Source organism: Microbacterium sp. zg-Y818, assembly GCF_030246905.1.
Classification (GTDB): domain Bacteria; phylum Actinomycetota; class Actinomycetes; order Actinomycetales; family Microbacteriaceae; genus Microbacterium.
On sequence record NZ_CP126741.1, the window covers coordinates 1,592,120 to 1,610,216 of the forward strand.

16 protein-coding genes are annotated in these 18,097 nt (G+C 69.8%); 3 read left to right on the forward strand and 13 right to left on the reverse strand.

The genetic code is table 11. From position 1 onward, the window contains the following. Nucleotides 1–552, forward strand: a complete 552-nt coding sequence (locus QNO21_RS07380; protein WP_257513891.1) for a TetR/AcrR family transcriptional regulator — start codon at nucleotides 1–3, stop codon at nucleotides 550–552. On the opposite strand, the gene serA is transcribed toward QNO21_RS07380, so the two are convergent. From serA to QNO21_RS07400, 4 genes are all read right to left on the reverse strand, one after another. Continuing rightward, nucleotides 539–2,143 (reverse strand): phosphoglycerate dehydrogenase, encoded by a 1,605-nt coding sequence (gene serA, locus QNO21_RS07385; RefSeq protein WP_257519074.1) that lies wholly within the window; start codon nucleotides 2,141–2,143, stop codon nucleotides 539–541. The two genes, QNO21_RS07380 and serA, sit on opposite strands and share 14 nt — an antisense overlap. Nucleotides 2,144–2,279: 136 nt before the next feature. Further along, entirely contained in the window at nucleotides 2,280–2,630 is a 351-nt protein-coding gene (locus QNO21_RS07390; protein WP_257519075.1) for a bacitracin resistance protein, read from the reverse strand. After that, nucleotides 2,627–3,115 carry a DNA polymerase III subunit gamma/tau gene (locus QNO21_RS07395; RefSeq protein ID WP_257519076.1) on the reverse strand — a complete coding sequence of 163 codons (489 nt, stop codon included), beginning with the start codon at nucleotides 3,113–3,115 and terminating at the stop codon, nucleotides 2,627–2,629. The genes QNO21_RS07390 and QNO21_RS07395 overlap by 4 nt, the downstream gene beginning before the upstream one ends. A gap of 47 nt (nucleotides 3,116–3,162) precedes the next feature. After that, on the reverse strand, nucleotides 3,163–3,843 hold the full coding sequence (locus QNO21_RS07400; RefSeq protein WP_257513887.1) for a FadR/GntR family transcriptional regulator: 681 nt from the start codon (nucleotides 3,841–3,843) through the stop codon (nucleotides 3,163–3,165). Between the two features lie 66 nt (nucleotides 3,844–3,909). Here QNO21_RS07400 and QNO21_RS07405 point away from each other — a divergent pair, with 66 nt between their 5' ends. After that, the gene (locus QNO21_RS07405; protein ID WP_257519077.1) at nucleotides 3,910–4,737 is read left to right on the forward strand and encodes an amidohydrolase family protein; all 828 of its coding nucleotides are present in this window, start codon (nucleotides 3,910–3,912) and stop codon (nucleotides 4,735–4,737) included. 53 nt (nucleotides 4,738–4,790) lie between these two features. On the opposite strand, the gene QNO21_RS07410 is transcribed toward QNO21_RS07405, so the two are convergent. Genes QNO21_RS07410 through QNO21_RS07440 form a run of 7 tightly spaced genes read right to left on the reverse strand, consistent with a single transcriptional unit; the run spans nucleotide 4,791 to nucleotide 12,514 of the window. After that, nucleotides 4,791–5,531: a copper homeostasis protein CutC gene (locus tag QNO21_RS07410; protein ID WP_257519078.1), complete on the reverse strand. Its 741-nt coding sequence runs from the start codon at nucleotides 5,529–5,531 to the stop codon at nucleotides 4,791–4,793. Continuing rightward, nucleotides 5,528–6,871: an alpha-L-fucosidase gene (locus tag QNO21_RS07415; protein WP_257519079.1), complete on the reverse strand. Its 1,344-nt coding sequence runs from the start codon at nucleotides 6,869–6,871 to the stop codon at nucleotides 5,528–5,530. Before QNO21_RS07415 ends, QNO21_RS07410 begins: the two co-directional genes overlap by 4 nt. After that, nucleotides 6,868–8,445, reverse strand: coding sequence for a M81 family metallopeptidase (locus tag QNO21_RS07420; protein WP_257519080.1), 1,578 nt, complete (start codon nucleotides 8,443–8,445; stop codon nucleotides 6,868–6,870). Before QNO21_RS07420 ends, QNO21_RS07415 begins: the two co-directional genes overlap by 4 nt. Further along, nucleotides 8,429–9,391 (reverse strand): ROK family protein, encoded by a 963-nt coding sequence (locus QNO21_RS07425; RefSeq protein WP_257519082.1) that lies wholly within the window; start codon nucleotides 9,389–9,391, stop codon nucleotides 8,429–8,431. The genes QNO21_RS07420 and QNO21_RS07425 overlap by 17 nt, the downstream gene beginning before the upstream one ends. Further along, nucleotides 9,388–10,311 (reverse strand): carbohydrate ABC transporter permease, encoded by a 924-nt coding sequence (locus QNO21_RS07430; protein ID WP_257519083.1) that lies wholly within the window; start codon nucleotides 10,309–10,311, stop codon nucleotides 9,388–9,390. The genes QNO21_RS07425 and QNO21_RS07430 overlap by 4 nt, the downstream gene beginning before the upstream one ends. Continuing rightward, nucleotides 10,301–11,206: a carbohydrate ABC transporter permease gene (locus QNO21_RS07435; RefSeq protein ID WP_257513880.1), complete on the reverse strand. Its 906-nt coding sequence runs from the start codon at nucleotides 11,204–11,206 to the stop codon at nucleotides 10,301–10,303. The genes QNO21_RS07430 and QNO21_RS07435 overlap by 11 nt, the downstream gene beginning before the upstream one ends. 45 nt (nucleotides 11,207–11,251) lie before the next feature. Next, nucleotides 11,252–12,514 (reverse strand): ABC transporter substrate-binding protein, encoded by a 1,263-nt coding sequence (locus QNO21_RS07440; RefSeq protein WP_257519084.1) that lies wholly within the window; start codon nucleotides 12,512–12,514, stop codon nucleotides 11,252–11,254. A gap of 178 nt (nucleotides 12,515–12,692) precedes the next feature. Here QNO21_RS07440 and QNO21_RS07445 point away from each other — a divergent pair, with 178 nt between their 5' ends. Beyond that, entirely contained in the window at nucleotides 12,693–13,850 is a 1,158-nt protein-coding gene (locus QNO21_RS07445; RefSeq protein ID WP_257513878.1) for an ROK family transcriptional regulator, read from the forward strand. A 10-nt stretch (nucleotides 13,851–13,860) separates the two neighbouring features. Here the strand turns inward: QNO21_RS07445 and QNO21_RS07450 are convergent, their stop codons facing one another. Both QNO21_RS07450 and adhE read right to left on the reverse strand, forming a co-directional pair. Continuing rightward, nucleotides 13,861–15,123, reverse strand: coding sequence for an alpha-L-fucosidase (locus QNO21_RS07450; protein WP_257519085.1), 1,263 nt, complete (start codon nucleotides 15,121–15,123; stop codon nucleotides 13,861–13,863). A gap of 121 nt (nucleotides 15,124–15,244) precedes the next feature. Then, nucleotides 15,245–17,974 (reverse strand): bifunctional acetaldehyde-CoA/alcohol dehydrogenase, encoded by a 2,730-nt coding sequence (gene adhE, locus QNO21_RS07455; protein ID WP_257519086.1) that lies wholly within the window; start codon nucleotides 17,972–17,974, stop codon nucleotides 15,245–15,247. Between the last annotated feature and the right edge of the window lie 123 nt (nucleotides 17,975–18,097).

The following is an 18,097-nucleotide window of genomic DNA, read 5'->3' on the forward strand; positions in this document are numbered from 1 at the left end:
ATGAGTCGTCCCCCGCTTGCCCGCGAGAAGGTGCTCGACGCTTTCGAGGCGATTCTGATCGATGAGGGTGAGCGTCCCGCCACGATCGAGGCGACCGCCCAGGCCGCCGGGGTCTCCAAAGGCGGGCTGCTCTATCACTTCGGCACCAAGGAGGCGCTGGAGACGGCGCTTCTCGAGCGGCTGCGCGCGCTCGTCGACGCCGACGTCGCCGCCATGGCGGCCGCCCCCGACGGGCCGGTGGCGTACTTCCTGCGCTCGTCGGCCATGGACAACGATCCGCTCGACCGCGCCCTGCTCGCGGCATCGCGGCTGGCCCAGGGCGGCAATGCGACCGCGGGCGACGCGCTTCGCACCATCCGCGACGACTGGGCGACGGTGCTGCGTCCGCACGTGCGCGACGAGACGGCGCTGGACCTCGTGATGCTCGTCAGCGACGGGCTCTACTTCAACAACGCCCTCGCCGGCGGCTCCGTGCCGGGTCCGTTGCCCCGCGGCGCCGCGATGGACGCGCTCATCGCGCTGGTCGAAGAGGCGACGCTCAGGACTCGGTGATCTCGATCTGACGGAACAGATCGGCGTGGATCGCCGAGCCGACGGCGTCGAGCACCTCGTCGGCCACCGGCGAATCGACCGTCAGCACCGACAGCGCCTGGCCGCCGGCCGTACGCCGGGCGATCTGCATGCCGGCGATGTTGATGCCGGCCTCGCCGAACTTCTGGCCGTACACCGCGACGATGCCGGGCCGGTCGGTGTAGAGCATGACGACGTGGTGACGCTCGATGGGCAGCTCCACCGCGTAGTCGTTGATGCCGACCAGCTTCTCGATCTGCTTCGTGCCGGTGAGAGTGCCGGAGACCGAAAGCTGCGAGCCGTCCGAAAGCGCGCCGCGCAGCGTGATGACGTTGCGGTACTCGTCGGACTGGTCGTCGACGATCAGACGGGCCTCGACGCCACGCTGCTCAGCCAGCAGCGGCGCGTTCACGTACGACACGCTCTCGCTCACGATGTTGGTGAACACTCCCTTGAGCGCCGCGAGCTTCAGGACGCTGACGTCGTACTGGCTGAGTTCGCCGTGCACCTCGACGTCGAGGCTCGTCAACGGAGAGTGGGCCAGGGCGCTGAAGATCTGACCGAGCTTCTCGACCAGCGGGATGCCAGGGCGGACGTACGGATCGATGACGCCGCCGGCGACGTTGACCGCGTCGGGCACCAGCTCACCGCCGAGGGCGAGGCGCACGGACTTCGCGACCGAGACACCGGCCTTCTCCTGTGCCTCGTCGGTCGATGCGCCCAGGTGCGGCGTGACGACAACGTTCGGCAGGTCCAGCAGGCGGCGCGCGGTCCCGCCCTCTGCGGGCGGCTCCGAGGTGAAGACGTCGAGGCCCGCGCCGGCGATCTCGCCGGTCGTCAGGGCTGTGTACAGTGCCTCTTCGTCGATGAGTCCGCCGCGTGCCACGTTCACGATGTAGGCGGTGGGCTTCATGAGGCGGAACTGCTCGGTGGAGATCATGCCGCTCGTCTCGGCGGTCTTCGGCATGTGGATGCTGATGAAGTCGGACTGCTGCAGCAGGTCGTCCAGCGGCAGCAGCTGCACCCCGAGGTGCTGTGCACGGGCGCTCGTGACGTACGGGTCATAGGCGACGACGTTCATGCCGAACGCCTGCAGCCGCGCCGCGATGAGCGCGCCGATGCGGCCGAGCCCGATGATGCCCACGGTCTTCTCGAACAGCTCGACACCGGTGTACGCGCTGCGCTTCCACTGGCCCGCCGCGAGCGAGGCGTGTGCGGCGGGGATGCGGCGCGCCAGGCTCAGGATGTGGCCGATGGTGAGCTCGGCTGCGGAGATGATGTTCGACGTGGGGGCGTTGACGACCATCACCCCGGCGGTTGTCGCCGCCTTGATGTCGACGTTGTCGAGACCTACTCCCGCGCGGGCGATCACCTGCAGCGACGGGGCGGCGGCGATGGCCTCGGCATCCATCTTGGTCGCCGAGCGGATGAGCACGGCGTGCGCGTCGGCGAGGGCGGGGAGCAGGGCTGCGCGGTCGGCGCCGTCGACGTATCGCACATCGAAGTCGGGCCCGAGGGCGTCGATCGTGGCGGGAGAGAGTTCTTCGGCGATGAGCACGACGGGCTGAGGCACGCTGGATCCTTCGGGGCGGCAGCGCACGCGATCGCGTGCACCGCGACTGAGGGGAAGCCCGCCACAGCAGGTGGACGGGGCGCGTTCAGCCTATCGCGAGCGCATCGGCGCTCCTGACAGTGTGACGCGGCAGGACTCAGGCGCCGTAGAGCGAGGGCGCTGCCGCGGCGTATGCGAGCACGTCGAGCCAGAACGCCGCCACGAACGCCAGCCCGGTCAGCATGACGGCCACGAACGGCAGCGCGCGGCGGCGCCAGCCGATCGCGAAGGCGATCGCGAAGACGGCGGGCGGGAAGATCACCGGCAGGAGCAGCACGAACCAGCCGTAGCCGGTGAGACCCTCCACTCCCCCGGCCTGCTGGAGAAGGAACCCCAGAGCCGTCCAGAACACGAAGGCGTAGAGCAGCAGGAAGGCACCGGCGACCACCGCGATCAGCCATGTCGGCAGCGCCGTGCGCCGGGGGCCGGCGGCCGCGGCGGCGGTCACAGCGTCACCCCGGCGAGGACGAAGGGCCACGGCACCAGCAGCACCGCTCCCGCGGCGAGCAGGGACAGGCGCACCCAGGTGCGCGACGACCGCGTGAGCAGGAACACCGTGGCGAACCAGATCGGCGGAGCCAGCACCGCCATCCACATCGTCACCTGGAAGGCGACGGGGTCGAGGAACAGCTGGGCGATCAGCTGCAGTCGCGCCGCGCCGAGCAGCCAGCCGAGCGACAGCAGCAGGTACACGCCCGCGAACACCCCGACGCCCACGAGGGCGGCGTTGCTCATGCCGGGTGCCGGAGCAGCGCCATCGACGAGGGGCTCGTCGCTTGCGGCATCCGCACCGTCAGACCCTTCGAGCCTCTCGCTTCCGCGACCGACGGCGCGGTAGCCCTCGGGCAGGGAGGCCGCTGCGGCCGGATTCACGGCGAGGGTGGGATCGTCGTCCCCCTCCCACGCGAGCGCGTCGTCGTCGGGTCGGGCCATGCCCCCAGGGTAGCCCGTGACCGGGCCCATCGAAGGAGGCCGCACCTTCACGCTCGACGTCGGGCGCGACGCAGCCACTGCTCGACGCCGGCGACGTGCGCGGTGGCCAGGGACGAGGCCAGTTCCACGTCGTGTGTGGCGATCGCCTCGGCGATGGCGGCATGTTCGCGCAGGGTGCGCTCCACCGCCCCCGCCTCGGTGAGCCCACGCCACACCCGGGCTCGCACGGTCTGGCTGGTGAGACTCTCGACGAGACTCGCAAGATAGTGGTTGCCGCCCAGCGCGACGATGGCGCCGTGGAAGCGCAGGTCGTGCTCGACCAGCGTCTCGATGTCGGTGTCGGCGTCGACGGTGAGCAGCTCGGCCTCGAGCCGGGCGATGTCGGCCTCGTCGGCACGCTGGGCTGCGGCGCCTGTCGCGTGCGCTTCGAGCACGCGCCGAACCTGGAAGATCTCCAGCAGCGACGCGTCGTCGTGCATGTCCATGACGAAGGAGGTCGCCTCCAGCAGCAGGCTCGGATCCAGGCTCGTGACATACGTGCCGTCGCCGCGGCGCACGTCGAGCACGCGGATCACCTCGAGCGCCTTCACCGCCTCGCGCATCGAATTGCGAGAGAGGCCGAGGCGCTCCGACAGCTCCTTTTCGGGAGGGAGACGGTCACCCGGAGCGAGCTCCCCCGAAACGATCATCGCCTTGATCTTCTCGATCGCCTCGTCTGTCACGGCCATGACACCCATCGTACGGGCGCAACCCTAGACATCCCATGTCCGCTGCGGATCCGGGATACTGGCGGGATGCGCGTTCTCGACAGCCACCTGCACCTTTGGGATCCGGCGGTTCTGCGCTATGGGTGGCTCGAGGGCCGGCTCCTCGGACGTTTCAGTGTGGAAGAGCGTCGGGCGGCTCTCCTCGAAGCGCCCCCCGCCCGCCGATCGGCAGTGTTCGTACAGGCCGAGTGCGCCCCGGCGGACAGTCTGGCCGAGGTCGATTGGGTGTCGGGTCTCGCGGCGGATGCGGGGGTGCGCGGCATCGTCGCCCATCTGCCGATGGAGCACCACGAAGCCTCGCGGGAAGGGCTGAGCGCACTGCGGGGGCGCCGGCTCGTCGTCGGCGTGCGCCGTCTGCTGCAGGACGAGCCCGGCGGGCTGGCGACCTCACGGGAGTTCGTGGCGTCTGCGCGCGCGGTCGCCGAGGCGGGCCTTGCTTTCGACGCCTGCGTCCGGCACCCGCAGCTGCCCGACGTCGCCGCGTTCGCGGAGGCGGTGCCCGAGCTGACCGTCGTGCTGGACCACCTCGGCAAGCCCGACGTCTCGACCCTGCCGAGCGCAGGGTGGCGGGCCGACCTGCAGCGGCTGGCGGACCGGCCGGGCACCGCCTGCAAGCTCTCCGGGCTGCCCGCGGAGTGCTCGACCGACTGGACGGCGGCCCAGCTCACCCCGTTCCTCGATGCCGCGCTGGCCGCATTCGGCCCCGAGCGACTGCTCTTCGGAGGCGACTGGCCCGTCTCGTGGCCCTACGCACGGTGGGAGCGCTTCGTCACAGAGTGGGCACAAGACGCCGCCCCCGGCCACGTCGACGACATTCTCTGGGCCAACGCCGAGCGGATCTACCGCCTGGCCTGAGTGGGCACGCCGGACGTAGGCGCGGGCCCCACAGTCCGTCTGCAGCGGGCGGATCAGCCCCGCGGCGGGCGTGCCGCAGCAACGGCGGCGGCAACGACCGTCGCATCGGTGACGTCGTGACCGGCCGTGCCGCCGCCGGGACCCGCCGATGCGCCCAGCCCGGCGCGAGCGCGGGCAGACAGATGCACGGCGTCGACACCGGATGCCAGGATCGCGGGAATGTCGGCAGGGGTCACTCCCCCGCCGGCCATGACCTCCATGGCGCCGCCGACGCGAGTCACGTGGGCCGCGAGCCGCTCGACGCCGTCGATGCTGCGCAGCGCGCCACCCGAGGTGAGCACCCGGTCGACCCCTTCGGCCAGCAGCGCATCGAGCACCTCGTCCGGGTGCGCACTGGCATCGATCGCGCGGTGAAACGTCACCGTCGCGTCGCCCGCCGCCGCACGCCAACGCTGCAGCGCCGCGCGGTCGACGAGTCCCGCCTCGTCCAGGGCCCCCACCACGACGCCGCCCGCACCGCAGGCGACGATCGCGCGCACATCGGCAGCCACCACGGCGATCTCGTCGGCGTCGTACACGAACCCTCCGCCGCGGGGCCGTACCAGGACGTTCACCCGCTCACCGCCGACCGCGTCGCACACCGCCTCCACCAGGGCGAGCGACGGCGTGAGCCCGCCGACCTCGAGGGCCTGGCAGAGCTCCAGCCGATCCGCGCCGGCGGCGATCGCGCTGCGGGCGCCCGCAGCGCTCTGCACGGCGATCTCGACCGCAGCGGTCCCGAAAGCGGGCGTCACGAGGTCACCGTGAGGGCGACGGCGGCCTCGCCGCGCAGGGCGTCGGGCACGATGGCATCCACCCGCCCGTCCGCACGCTGGTCCACGACCACCTCGGTGCCGTCGGCCCATCGCGCGTGGCCGTTCGACAGCTCGGTTGGCAGGTCGATGCTGCCTGCGGACGGGTCCAGTGCGATCACATGCACCGCGCCGGGAGAGGTGGTGTAGGCACGGGGCGCGCCCGTCTCCTCGAAGGCGCGGATCCACGGCCGCGTGCCGTAGACGGCGCCGCGGTCGCGACGCAGCCACGTGCCGAGCTCGCGCATGGCCTGCAGCTGCAGGTCGGGAATCGAGCCGTCGGCCCGAGGGCCGACGTTGATCAGCAGGTTGCCGTTCTTGGACACCACGTCGGCGAGCAGCCGGATGAGCGCGTGGCCCGACAGCGAGTGCCCGGCATCCTCTGCCTGGTTGTAGCCGAACGAGTACCCGAGGCCCCGGGTGGATTCCCAGGGGGTGTCGAGCACCTCGCCGACGTGGGTGTACTCCCGGGTGAGAAAGCCGTGGCGCGGCACACCCCAGCGGTCGTTGATGACCCCGTCCGGCACCTTGTCGAAGTAGCGGCCCAGAAGCGCCGCCAGCCCGTGGTCCGCCGCGCCCTTTCCGCCGTCGGGCCACTCGATGTCGTTCCACAGCACGTCCGGCGAGAAGCGCTCGACGAGTTCGTCGAGCTGCGCCGCCGAGTAGCGAGAGAACCACTCGTCGTGCCGGCGGAACCGGAACAGATCGGTGTCGCTCTCGATGGGCGGGAAATCGCTCACATGCCAGTCCAATGCACCGGAGTAGTACACCCCGAATCGCGCGCCGGCGCGACGGGTGGCGTCGTGGAACTCGGCGATCAGGTCGCGGCGCGGGCCGCGACGCGCGGCGTTGAACCCGGTCGTCGCGGTGTCCCAGAGACAGAACCCGTCGTGGTGCTTGGTGGTGGGGACCACGTACTTCGCGCCCGCACCGACCAGCTCCCCGACGAACGCATCCGCGTCGAATCCGCCGGCGTCCCACCGGTCGGCAAGGTCCTCGTAGCTCGTGCCGGTGCCGTAGATCTGCTGATGGCGCCGCCACGTGGGGCTGCCGGCGATGCGCACCGTGTTGGCGTACCACTCGGCGTACTGGTGGTGCCCGTAGGCGTCCTCGACGGGAACGCCCCCGGGCGGGTGGGCAGGCGCCCACGCGGGCACCGAGTAGAGCCCCCAGTGCACGAAGAAGCCGAGCTTGGCGTCGCGGTACCACTCGGGCACCGTGGCATCGGGGTACTGCGGGGCGGCGTCCCCGAAGTCGGGGCCGGTGCGTGTCTCGAAGTTCATGCGCGGACCTCCTCGCCGCGTCGGCGGGTGACGAGGGCTGCCAGGTCCGGCTCGCCCTCGGTGACGTCGAAGGGGTAGACCCCCGGGCGCAGCCTCGAGTGCCCGAGCCGCAGCAGATCCTGATCGACCCCGCCGGGCGTCAGCGCGATCGTCCATCCGGCGGCCAGGTCGTACAGCTCCGGCTCCAGGTAGCCGATCTTCACGATCACGATGTCGGCGGAATGCGGATCGAGCCCCAGCATGCGGAAATCGTCGAGATGGTGGAAGGGCTTGCGTCGCTCGGTCACGATGGCGTGCACGGCTCCGGAGCGCACCACGACCTGGGTGCCCGCAACCGGGTCGCCGGGCGTCACCGAGAAGACCTCGCCGGTGATCTCAACGGGTCCGCGGGGGCCGGCATCCACCCGACCGCCCACCGAAAGCGTCACCGTCGCTCCGACGCCGGCAGATGCCGCGGCGCCCACGGCGGCGGGATCGAAGACCGATGCGACGAGCACCGTCTTTGCGGGGTCTCGGAGGTCCGGCCGCTCGAGCAGACGGCCGAGGGTCCACGAGACGTCGCCGGCGCCGCCGGCGGTCGGGTTGTCGCCGGAGTCCGAGATGACGTACGGGCGCGGGGCGCCGTCGGCCAGGGCCTCGTCCAGCGCCTCGTCGAGGCTTGCCGTGGGGCCGACGAAGGCGAAGTCTGCGCGCACGTCCCAATAGCGCCGCGCGATGCGCTCGGCCTCGCGGGCGATCACCGCACCGTCGTCGCCGGTCACGATCACCGTCGCGTGGCACCGGGGCTCGTCCGCCCACGCGTAGCCCACCCAGACGGCGGCGTCGAGCACACCGTCGAGCTCCTCGACCTCGGGGACGAGCGCGTACACCGACCGGGCCGGATCGATGCGGGTGCTCGTCTTCTCCCCCGGCAGCAGCACCGGAACCCGCACCCACGCCTTCAGTGGCCGGCGGGCGTCGGGATCGGCGCCGTGCGGCCCCCGCAGACGCGCGAGCAGGTTGTGCACCGCGCGCTGCTTGGTGTTCATCCAGTCCTCGTGGGGTGCCATGCGGTAGCAGGTCAGCAGGTCGACGGTGTCGAACAGTGCATCCGAGACGTTGCCGTGCAGGTCCATCGACGTCGACACCAGCGTGTCGGGACCGAGTGCCTCCCGCACGGCGAGCGCGAGGTCACCCTCGGCGTCGTCCATGCCGACCACGCTCATCGCCCCGTGGATGTCGAAGAAGAACGCGTCGAACGGTCCCTGGGCGCGGATGCCGTCGACGATCGCGCGCTTCATGCGTGCATAGGTCTGCGGCGCGACCGCGCCGCCGGGAAGCGAACGGCCGTGTGTCAGAGGCACCCACTCCGCCGCGTCGCGCAGCTGCTCCCCCTCGGCGAGGAACGGATAGTAGGCCAGCAGCTCGGCGCCGCTGCGGATCGTGAAGGCTTCATCGCCCGAGACGTGCGGCGAGAAGGTGCTCGATTCGATGGAGATGCCGCCGATGCCGATGCGCGGGCGCTCGAGGCCGTCGCGGTGCACCGGATCGAGGGCACCCTTCCATACGCGGTCGGGGTCAGGACGCGATGCCACGGTTGTTCTCGCTTTCGGTCGACGGGGATGAAAAGGGTGAGGCGACGAGCGCCGCAGCGCCGAGCACCACGGCATCCGAGCGCAGCGCACCGGGCACGATGCGCAGCGGCACTCCCGAGACGGGCGGGTCGGTGGCAAGCGTGCTCTGGACCGCCGGCTCCAGGAGGTCCCAGGCGCCGACGACGCCGCCGCCGACCACCGCGAGGGGCAGATCGACGAGTGTGGCCGCGGACACACAGGCCAGCGCGACGGCTCTCCCCGCGTCGGCGAAGACCGCCAGTGCGTCGGGGTCGCCCGCGCGCGCCCGCTGGGCGACGACACGCGCCGATTCCACGGGGCTGCCGGTCGCCGCCCCATAGCGCCGCGCGATGGAGGTGCCAGAGGCGATCGTCTCCAGGTGGCCGGTGAGTCCGCATGTGCACGGCAGATCGCCGTAGCCGGGCGTGTGCCCGATCTCACCGGCGGCCCCGTGCGGACCGTGGCGCAGCCGCCCGCCCAGCACCAGCGCGCCGCCGACGCCGGTGCCCAGCATGACTCCCAGCACATCCGACCCGCGCGCGGCGCCCCAGGCCCGCTCGCCGAGGAGGAACGCGTTCACGTCGTTCTCCACCTTCACCGGCAGCGACAGCCGAGCGGACAGGCGCTCGCCCAGGGCAAAGCCCGCCCAGTCGGTGAACGTGTCGGATGCCGCGCGGATCGTGCCCGTGTCGGGGTCGACCACCCCCGCGGCCCCGACGCCGACCGCGTCGGCGCGCACACCGGAAGACCCGTACATCTCCTCCACCATGCAGGCGGCGGCCTCGCTCATGGCCGCCCCGCCCTCGCGCGCCGGCGTGCCCCGCGTCGCCCGGGCGATCACCGTCCCGTCTGCGGCGATGAGCACGGCGGCGGTCTTCGTGCCGCCGATGTCGATGCCCGCGACGACGCGACCGTTCGCCGCGCTCATCGGCCGCCCAGCCCGGCCATGGCGATGCCCTTGACGAGATGCTTCTGCAGGACGATCACCAGCAGAGTCGTCGGGATCATCGAGATGATCGCCGCCGCCATCTGCAGGTCCCAGCGGGTGCCGGTGAGGCCCGAGAAGCTGGCCAGTCCCACCGGCAGCGTGCCGAGCGAGGCGTAGTCCACCGTGACGATCAGCGGCCACAGGTAGCTGTTCCAGAAGGACAAGAACGTGAACACCGACAGCACCGCCACGGCGGATTTCGACAGCGGCAGGATGATCTGCAGGAAGGTGCGAACGGGCCCGGCACCATCCACACGGGCCGCCTCTTCGAGTTCGAAGGGGATGCCGCGGAAGAACTGGCGCATCAGGAACGTGCCGAACGCGGTGAAGGCGAAGGGCAGGATGAGCGCCTGGTAGGTGTTGACCCACCCGAACCACTGCATGACCTGGAACATGGGGATCACGAGCACCTCTGCCGGCACCATGAGGGTGGCCAGGAACAGCAGGAAGACGGCATCCCGACCCTTCCACCGCAGACGGCCGAAGGCGTAGCCGGCGGTCGTCGACACGATCAGCACGACCAGCGTGCCGGCGACGGCGACGAACAGCGAGTTGCCGATGTAGGTCCAGAACGGTCCGTAGGCGAAGACCTCGGCGAAGTTGCCCCACTTGATCTGCGAGCCGATGAGGGTCGGCGGCATCGAGAAGATCTCGATGTTGGGCTTGAGTGCCGAGAAGAAGGCGTACACCAGCGGCGCGACGAACACCGCGGCGGCCAGATAGACGAAGACGTGGGCGATGACCAGCCGCACACGTTCGCCGCGCGTGCGGGCGATCGCCCCGCGGCGGCCGGTCTCCTCGCGGACGAACTCATCGTCGGTTCCCAGGAGCAGAGTGCGGGTCTCGGTTTCAGTGCTCATAGTGCACCCACTTCCGCTGAGCGGCGAACTGCATGCCGGTGATGGCGATGATGATCGCGAAGAGGATCCAGGCCGCCGCTGCGGCGAGCCCGAGATCGCCGAACGTGAACCCTTGCTCCCAGATGAACATCACGAGGGGCTTCGTGGCGTTGCCCGGCCCGCCCCCGGTGAGCAGCTGCGGCTGCGCGAAGACCTGCAGTGAGGTGATCATCGTCATGATCGTGGCGAAGAATATGGCAGGCGAGATCATCGGGATCATGACGCTCCACACGAGCCGGAACCCCCTCGCGCCGTCGATGCTCGCGGCTTCCAGCACGCTGTCGGGCAGCTGCTCGAGGGCGGCCGAGAAGATCAGCATGTTGTAGCCGAGCCCTTGCCACACGCTCATCGCGACGACCATCATCATCGCCCAGAAGGGATCGGCGAGGAAGTTGGGCAGACCGACCCCGAACCAGCCCTGGGCGATGCCGTTGAACAGGCCTTGCGGCTGCAGCATCATCTTCCACACCAGGACGTTCGCCACCATCGGCACGACGACCGGAATGAAGAACAGCACCCGCAGTGCGCCGCGGCCGCGGATGCGAGGGCCCAGGCCGATCGCCAGCACGAGCGAGAGCGCGACGCTCAGCGGCACGTACAGCAGCGTGTAGACGGCGGAGTTCCGAAGCGCCGGCCAGAAGTCGGGGCTCGCGGTGAACAGAGTCGCGTAGTTGTCGGCGCCTGTGAAGGTGCGCTCACCGAAGGTCGGCCAGTCGAAGACGCTCATCACGATCGACAGCCCGACAGGCACGATCGTGAACAGGGCGAGGCCCACCAGGGCTGGGCTTGCAAAGCCCAGCGCCTGGCGGGTCTCGACCCTGGCGAGCGACCCGCGACGTTTCGTCGTGGTCGTCATTGCACTGCTCTCTTGCTCAGGAAGAAGGGTTCGCAGAGAACCGGGTCAGTTGCCGAACTGCGCCTGGGCGCTTTCGAGCATGTCGGCCATCGTCGTCTGACCGCTGTAGACGCTGACGAGGTTGGGCTGGATGTAGCTCTCGAGCTTCGCCCAGTTCTGCGTCATGTACATCGGCACGGTCGAGGCGAACGCCGACTCGAAGACGCTCTTGACGTGGTCGCGGTACTTCTCGTCGATCGACTCGAAGTACAGCGGCTGCGACTCGATGCGCGCCGGGTACGAGCGGCCGGACGATGCGATGTAGTCCTGCGCGTCCTTGCTCAGCAGCGACCCCAGCACCTTCAGCGCCTCTTCGGGGTGCTCGCATGTCGCGGAGATGCCGTACCCGGAACCCAGGATCGGACCGGCGTTGCCGTTCTCTCCCGTCGGCAGCGGCGCCATGCCGGCCGCGAAGCCGGACTCGTTCTCCAGGTAGCCGACCGCGTTCCAGGTGCCGTCGACCGCCATGGCGGCGTTGCCACCGGTGTACTGCGTCTCACCCCAGCCCGTGTCGGACGCCGAAGCCACCGGGGCTGCGACGCCCAGGTCGGTGACCAGGCCCGCGAACCACGATGCGGCCTCGACGAACTCCGGGGCGTCGATGCGCAGCGCGCCGTCCTCGGATGCCGGCTGCGTGCCCGACTTCGCGATCGGAAGCGACATCCACTGGTACCCGCCCATGCCCATGCCGAAGCCGTACTTGCCGTCGGCGGTGGCGGAGGTGGCGATCTGCTCGAAGTCGTCGAACGTCCAGCCGATCTCGGGCGTCGCAGCACCGGAAGCCGAGAGGAGGTCCTGGTTGTAGTAGACGAGCATCGTGGCGACATCGAACGGCATGCCGTAGAGCTCGCCTTCGAAGCTCATGATGCCGTCGGCGCCCGGGTTGAAGTCCGCAAGGTCGAGACCCGCGGTGGTGAGGTCCTCGTCGGAGAGGGCGCGGAAGCCTGCGGTGTACCCACCCAGCTGCGCGCCGCTCATGCCCGTGATGCAGGCCATGTTGCCGCTGGCCATGTTGGTCGTGAGCTTCGTGAAGAAGTCGCCCCACGGAGCGGTCTGCAGCTTGATATTCACGTCGGGGTTCTGCTCCTGGGCGATGGCCACCTGCGCCTCCAGCGCCTCGGTGTCCGACTCGCTGCCGGCCCACATGTCCACGACGATGGTGGGCTTGTCGCCGTCGGATCCACCGGCGTCGGATCCGCCCGCACATCCCGTCAGCACCAGGGCCACACCGGTGGCCGCAGCCACCCCGCCCATGCGCATTCTGTTCATCCATGCCTCCTGGCAATTCGTGTCGAACAACGTTGTTTCGATACTCGAATCAACCTTGTACTGTTCTGTTCAAAGTCAACATTTCAGATTTCCCTCGAAGCCGCAACACGAACATCCGATGTTTATCGACCGGTGATGTTTCGTCACCTGCCCGTAACACGCGAGCCGAAAGCCGACCATGCCCCACAGCAGCCACAGCTCCGCCTCCGACGACCTCCTCGGCCGGCGCATCCTCGACCTGGTGTCCCGCGGCGAGGCGCGCTCCCGGTCCGAGCTCGCCGCGCTTCTCGGCCTCGCCCCGTCGACGATCGGCCTGCGCGTGCAGGCGCTCTTGGATGCCGGCATGCTCTGCGAGCGCGGCGAGGGGACCTCGCGCGGCGGACGGCGACCCCGCCTGCTGGACATCCCCGATGACGCCGGCGTCGTGCTCACGGCTGATCTCGGCGGCCAGCACGCCCGCATCGGCATGCACCGTCTCAGCGGGGCACTGTTGGCCACCCGCGCCATTCCGGTGACGCTCGCCGACGGACCGGAGCCCACTCTCGACGCGGTCGCCGCAGTGTTCGACGAGCTGTCGCGCGACACGTCGGTGCGCGCGATCGGCATGAGCCTGCCTGGTCCCGTCGATGTGTCAGCAGGCACCGTGCACCAGCCGTCCCGCATGCCGGGGTGGCCCGGCTTCCGGGTCGGCGACCATCTGAACGCCCGCTACGGGGTGACCGTCGCCGTCGACAACGATGCCAACCTCGCCGCGCTCGGAGAGCATCGGGAACAGTTCGGATCCGTCGGGCACAGCATCACGGTCAAGGCCGGCACCGCGATCGGCAGCGGCGTGATCATCGACGGCGCCGTGCACCGTGGCGCCACGTCGGCCGCCGGAGACATCACCCACACGCGCATCGACGCCAGCGGCGACCTGCCCTGCTCATGCGGCAACACGGGCTGCCTCGAGACGGTGGCCAGCGGTGCGAGCCTCGTGCGGCAGATGCGCGAGCGCGGCAGGGACGACGTCGCCACCACGGCGGACGTGCTCGCGCTGGCCCGCGACGCCGATCCCGAGGCGACGACCCTGGTGCGGACGGCGGGCACCCACCTCGGGCAGGCCCTGTCTGGAGTGGTCAACTTCTTCAACCCCGACGCCGTCTTCCTCACCGGCAGCATGAGCGCGTCGGAGCCGTTCATCGCCGCGGTGCGCAGCCGCGTCTACGAGGCGTGCCACCCCCTGGCCACTCAGCGGCTGCGCATCGAGGCCGCCCGCACCGGTGCCGACGCGATCCTCTACGGCGCCGCCCGCTGGGCCCTGGACAACCTCGAGCTCCCCGCGGGCAGCGCCTGATCCGACCGGGTCAGTCCGCCAGCGTGAGCTCGATGACCGGGAGCACGACGTCGGGGCGGGCGACCGGGAGATGCACGGTCAGGGTGCCCTCCGGCTCGCCCTCGGGCGTCATGAGGTCGGCGACCTGGTCGGGGTCGGCCACCGAGGTGCGCAGCCAGGACCCGTCGTGCAGGAACCGGGCGTACGTCACCTTTCCCGCGAGACCCGCCAGATGCACGAACCCCAGCGGCCACGTGAACAGATGCAGGTAGAGGCGGTTGCCCCGTCGCGTGTACACGCCCTCGCGCGGCGGCGCGAACGGGGCGTGACCGGCGCCGACGACGGCGTCGCGGTGCAGCTGCATCCACTCGCCGATCTCGTCGAGCGCGGCGCAATCCCGTGGCGCGATGGCCCCGCGCCCGTCGGGTCCGATGTTCAGCAGCATGTTGCCGTCCATCGACACCGAGTCGACCAGCATCCGCACGAGCAGGTCGACCGGCTTCTGGTCGTCGTTGTCCCGGTCGTACCCCCACGCCCCGTTCATCGTCTGGCACGCCTCCCACACGAGCGGCCGGCCGTCGCGCATCAGCGGAGACGTGGGCTGGTACTGCTCCGGCGTGACGAAGTCGGCCGGGATTCCGAGACGGTCGTTGACGAGCATCTGCGGCTGCAGCGAGCGGCATAGGGCCAGCAGCCCTTCGGCGTCCCAGTCCTCCGGGCCCTTGCCCGCCAGTCCGTCACGGTCGTGGGGGTAGGTGAAGTCGAAGAACAGGTAGTCGATCGGACCGTACCCGGTCAGGAGCTCCCGCACCTGCCCGTGGAGGAACGCACGGTAGCGATCCATGTCGCGGCCGGCGTTGAGCGCGGCGACATCGGCGTCGCCCCGGCGGGGGTGGTTCCAATCGACGGTGAAGTCGGGGTGATGCCAGTCGATCACCGAGTGGTAGAACCCGACACGCAGTCCTTCCGCCCGCAACGCGTCGACGTACTCGCGCACGAGGTCGCGGCCGCAGGCGGTCACCGAGTCGAAATCGCTCAGCGCGGTGTCCCACAGGGCGAAACCCTCGTGGTGCTTCGTCGTCAGCACGACGTACCCCATGCTGGCGCGCTTGGCCTGCCGCGCCAGTGCACCAGCGTCGAACCGGTCGGGGTCGAAGTGCTCGAAGTACTGCCGGTAGTCCTCGTCGGTGAGACGCTCGTAGTTCTGCACCCACTCGTGCCGGGCTGCGGCGCTGTACAGCCCGAAGTGCACGAACATGCCGAATCGGGCCTCGTCGAACCACTGCTGCCTCATCGTCACCTCTCCGATCGAACCTGCGCACCATCCTTGCACAGACATCCGATGTCTATGTGACGGCATACGCGGAAGGCCCGCCCCTCCGAAGAGAGGCGGGCCTTCGCCGCGCGGATCCGCGTCAGCGCGCGGCCTTCTTGCGTCCGGGCGTCGCGTCTTCGGCGGCCGGCTCCTCGGCAGCCGCCTGCGTGTCGACGGTCGCCGCAGCGACGGCCGTCTGCGCGCGCTGCGCCCGCACCTCCGCGTAGGACGTGCCGTAGTAGGCCGCCTCCATGAGCGTGCGCATGTCCGCCAGCAGCGGCATGCGCGGGTTGGCCGGTGCGCACTGGTCGCCGTAGGCGGCCATCGCGAGCTCCTCGAGGCGCCCGATGAAGGATTCCTCCGGCACTCCCTGCGCCTGGAACGAGTCCTCGATGCCCACCGCTGCGCGCAGCTCCTCGACGGCGCGGGCATAGGACTCGACACCCTCGTCCGGGGTGGATGCCGGCAGTCCCAGGTGGGCGGCGATCTGCTGGTACCGCTCGGGGGCGACGTAGCGCTCGTACTTCGGCCACCCGGTGACCTTCGCCGGGACCTGGCCGTTGTAACGGATCACGTGAGGCAGGTAGATCGCGTTCGTGCGCCCGTGCACCAGGTGGAACTTCGAGCCGGTGACGTGGGCCATCGCGTGGACGATTCCGAGGAAGGCGTTACCGAACGCCATGCCGGCGATCGACGCGGCATTGTGCATCTTCTCGCGCGCCTCCGCGTCTGCCGCATTCTTGCTTCCCGGCTCTGCCTGCGAGCTGCGCACGATGTTCTCGAAGATGAGCTTGATCGCGTGCAGCGCCAGCCCGTCGGTGAAGTCGTTCGCGTACACGGACACATAGGCCTCGGTTGCGTGGGTCAGCGCGTCGAAGCCGGCATCTGCGACGAGGAACGCGGGCAGAGCTGCAGTCAGCAGCGGATCCACGATCGCGACCGAAGGGGTCAGCGCGTAATCGGCCAAGGGGTACTTCATGCCGGTCTCATCATCGGTGATCACCGCGAAGGGCGTCATCTCAGACCCCGTCCCCGAGGTCGTCGGCACGCACACGAGCTTCGCCTTCGCACCGAGCTCGGGGAAGCGGAACGCGCGCTTGCGCACATCGAAGAACTTCTCCCGCATGTCGGAGAAGTGCACATCGGGGTTCTCGTAGAGCAGCCACATGACCTTCGCGGCATCCATCGGCGAGCCGCCGCCGAGGGCGATGATGGTGTCGGGCTGGAACTCCCGCATCTTCGCGGCGCCGTGCTGCACGCTGGCGACCGTCGGCTCCGGAAGGACATCGTCGATGATCTGCAGGTGGACGCGGCGGGGACGGCGGCCGAGCACGTCGAGCACCCGGTCCACGAAGCCCAGCTTGGTCATCGTCGCGTCCGTGACGATCGTCACCCGTTCGATGCCCTTCATGTCGATGAGGTACCGCAGCGCGTTCGGCTCGAAGTACGTCTTGGCCGGTACCTTGAACCACTGCAGGTTGTTGTTGCGACGCCCCACCCGCTTGATGTTGAGCAGGTGCACCGCCGAGACGTTGTCCGCGACCGAGTTGCGCCCGTACGAGCCGCAGCCGAGGGTCAGCGAAGGCATGAAGGCGTTGTAGATGTCGCCGATGCCGCCGAGGGCCGCCGGCGCGTTCTCGATGATGCGCACCGCCTTCACCCGGTCGGCGAAGTCGGCGATGACGGCAGGATCGCTGCTGTGCACGGCGCCGGAGTGCCCGAGCCCGTCGAAGGCCACCATCTGCTCGGCCAGGTCGATGCCCTCCTGGGCGTCGGCCGCGCGCAGCACCGCCAGCACGGGGGCCAGCTTCTCGCGGGTCAAGGGCTCGTGGGGTCCGACCCCGCTGACCTCGGCGAGCAGGATCGAGGTGTCCTCGGGAACGGTGAACCCGGCCATCTGCGCGATCTTCGCCGCGGGCTGCCCCACGACGGCGGCGTTGAGCTTTGCTTCGGCGCACGAGGCATCCTGCGCGCTCACGCCGAAGATCAGCTCCTCCAGCATCCGCTTCTCGTCGGCGTTCACGACGTGGGCATGCAGGCGCGCGAACTCGGCCAGCGCCTCCTCGGCGATGGGCTCGTCGAGGATGACCGCCTGCTCACTGGCGCACACCATGCCGTTGTCGAAGGACTTCGACAGCACGACGTCGTTGACGGCCCGGCCGACCTTGGCGCTGCGCTCGATGAACGCGGGCACGTTGCCGGCGCCGACGCCGAGCGCCGGCTTGCCGCAGGAGTAGGCGGCGCGGACCATGCCGTTACCGCCGGTGGCGAGGATGAGGGCGACCCCGGGGTGGTTCATCAGCTCACCGGACGCCGCGAGCGAGGGTGCCTCGATCCACTGGATGCAGTCGGCCGGCGCTCCGGCGGCGATCGCCGCGTCGCGCACGACGGTGGCGGCGGCGACCGAGCAGCGCTGCGCCGACGGGTGGAAGGCGAAGACGATGGGGTTGCGGGTCTTAAGAGCGATGAGCGACTTGAAGATGGTCGTGGAGGTCGGGTTCGTCACCGGCGTGATGCCGCACACGACGCCCACGGGTTCGGCGATCTCGGTGATCCCGGTGATGTCGTCGACCGAGATGACCCCCACGGTGCGCTGCTTGATGATCGAGTGGGTGACGTGCTCGCACGCGAACATGTTCTTCACCGCTTTGTCTTCGAAGAGGCCTCGGCCGGTCTCTTCGACGGCCATCACCGCGAGGTCCGCGTGGCGGCTCAGCGCCGCGACCGATGCCTTGCGCACGATGTGGTCGATCTGCTCCTGCGTGTACCGCGCGTACGCGGTCAGCGCGTCCTGTGCGCGGGCCACCAGTGCATCGATCTCGGGGGACATTTCTCTCTCCAACCCGGTGCGGACGCTGTGCCCGCACCCTTGCTCTGATGCCAGCTTACTCCTGTGGTCTGACCACAGGAAGGGGCATAGAGAAACCCGGTCGCCGCTCCCCCGTTTCGGGGT

Excerpts from the sequence above, each read along its gene's own strand:
- QNO21_RS07380 (WP_257513891.1), top strand. The coding sequence starts at position 1 with ATGAGTCGTCCCCCGCTTGCCCGCGAGAAGGTGCTCGACGCTTTCGAG.
- QNO21_RS07395 (WP_257519076.1), bottom strand. The coding sequence starts at position 3,115 with ATGGCCCGACCCGACGACGACGCGCTCGCGTGGGAGGGGGACGACGAT.
- QNO21_RS07400 (WP_257513887.1), bottom strand. The coding sequence starts at position 3,843 with ATGGCCGTGACAGACGAGGCGATCGAGAAGATCAAGGCGATGATCGTT.
- QNO21_RS07405 (WP_257519077.1), top strand. The coding sequence starts at position 3,910 with ATGCGCGTTCTCGACAGCCACCTGCACCTTTGGGATCCGGCGGTTCTG.
- QNO21_RS07415 (WP_257519079.1), bottom strand. The coding sequence starts at position 6,871 with ATGAACTTCGAGACACGCACCGGCCCCGACTTCGGGGACGCCGCCCCG.
- QNO21_RS07425 (WP_257519082.1), bottom strand. The coding sequence starts at position 9,391 with ATGAGCGCGGCGAACGGTCGCGTCGTCGCGGGCATCGACATCGGCGGC.
- QNO21_RS07430 (WP_257519083.1), bottom strand. The coding sequence starts at position 10,311 with ATGAGCACTGAAACCGAGACCCGCACTCTGCTCCTGGGAACCGACGAT.
- QNO21_RS07435 (WP_257513880.1), bottom strand. The coding sequence starts at position 11,206 with ATGACGACCACGACGAAACGTCGCGGGTCGCTCGCCAGGGTCGAGACC.
- QNO21_RS07440 (WP_257519084.1), bottom strand. The coding sequence starts at position 12,514 with ATGAACAGAATGCGCATGGGCGGGGTGGCTGCGGCCACCGGTGTGGCC.
- QNO21_RS07445 (WP_257513878.1), top strand. The coding sequence starts at position 12,693 with ATGCCCCACAGCAGCCACAGCTCCGCCTCCGACGACCTCCTCGGCCGG.
- QNO21_RS07450 (WP_257519085.1), bottom strand. The coding sequence starts at position 15,123 with ATGAGGCAGCAGTGGTTCGACGAGGCCCGATTCGGCATGTTCGTGCAC.
- adhE (WP_257519086.1), bottom strand. The coding sequence starts at position 17,974 with ATGTCCCCCGAGATCGATGCACTGGTGGCCCGCGCACAGGACGCGCTG.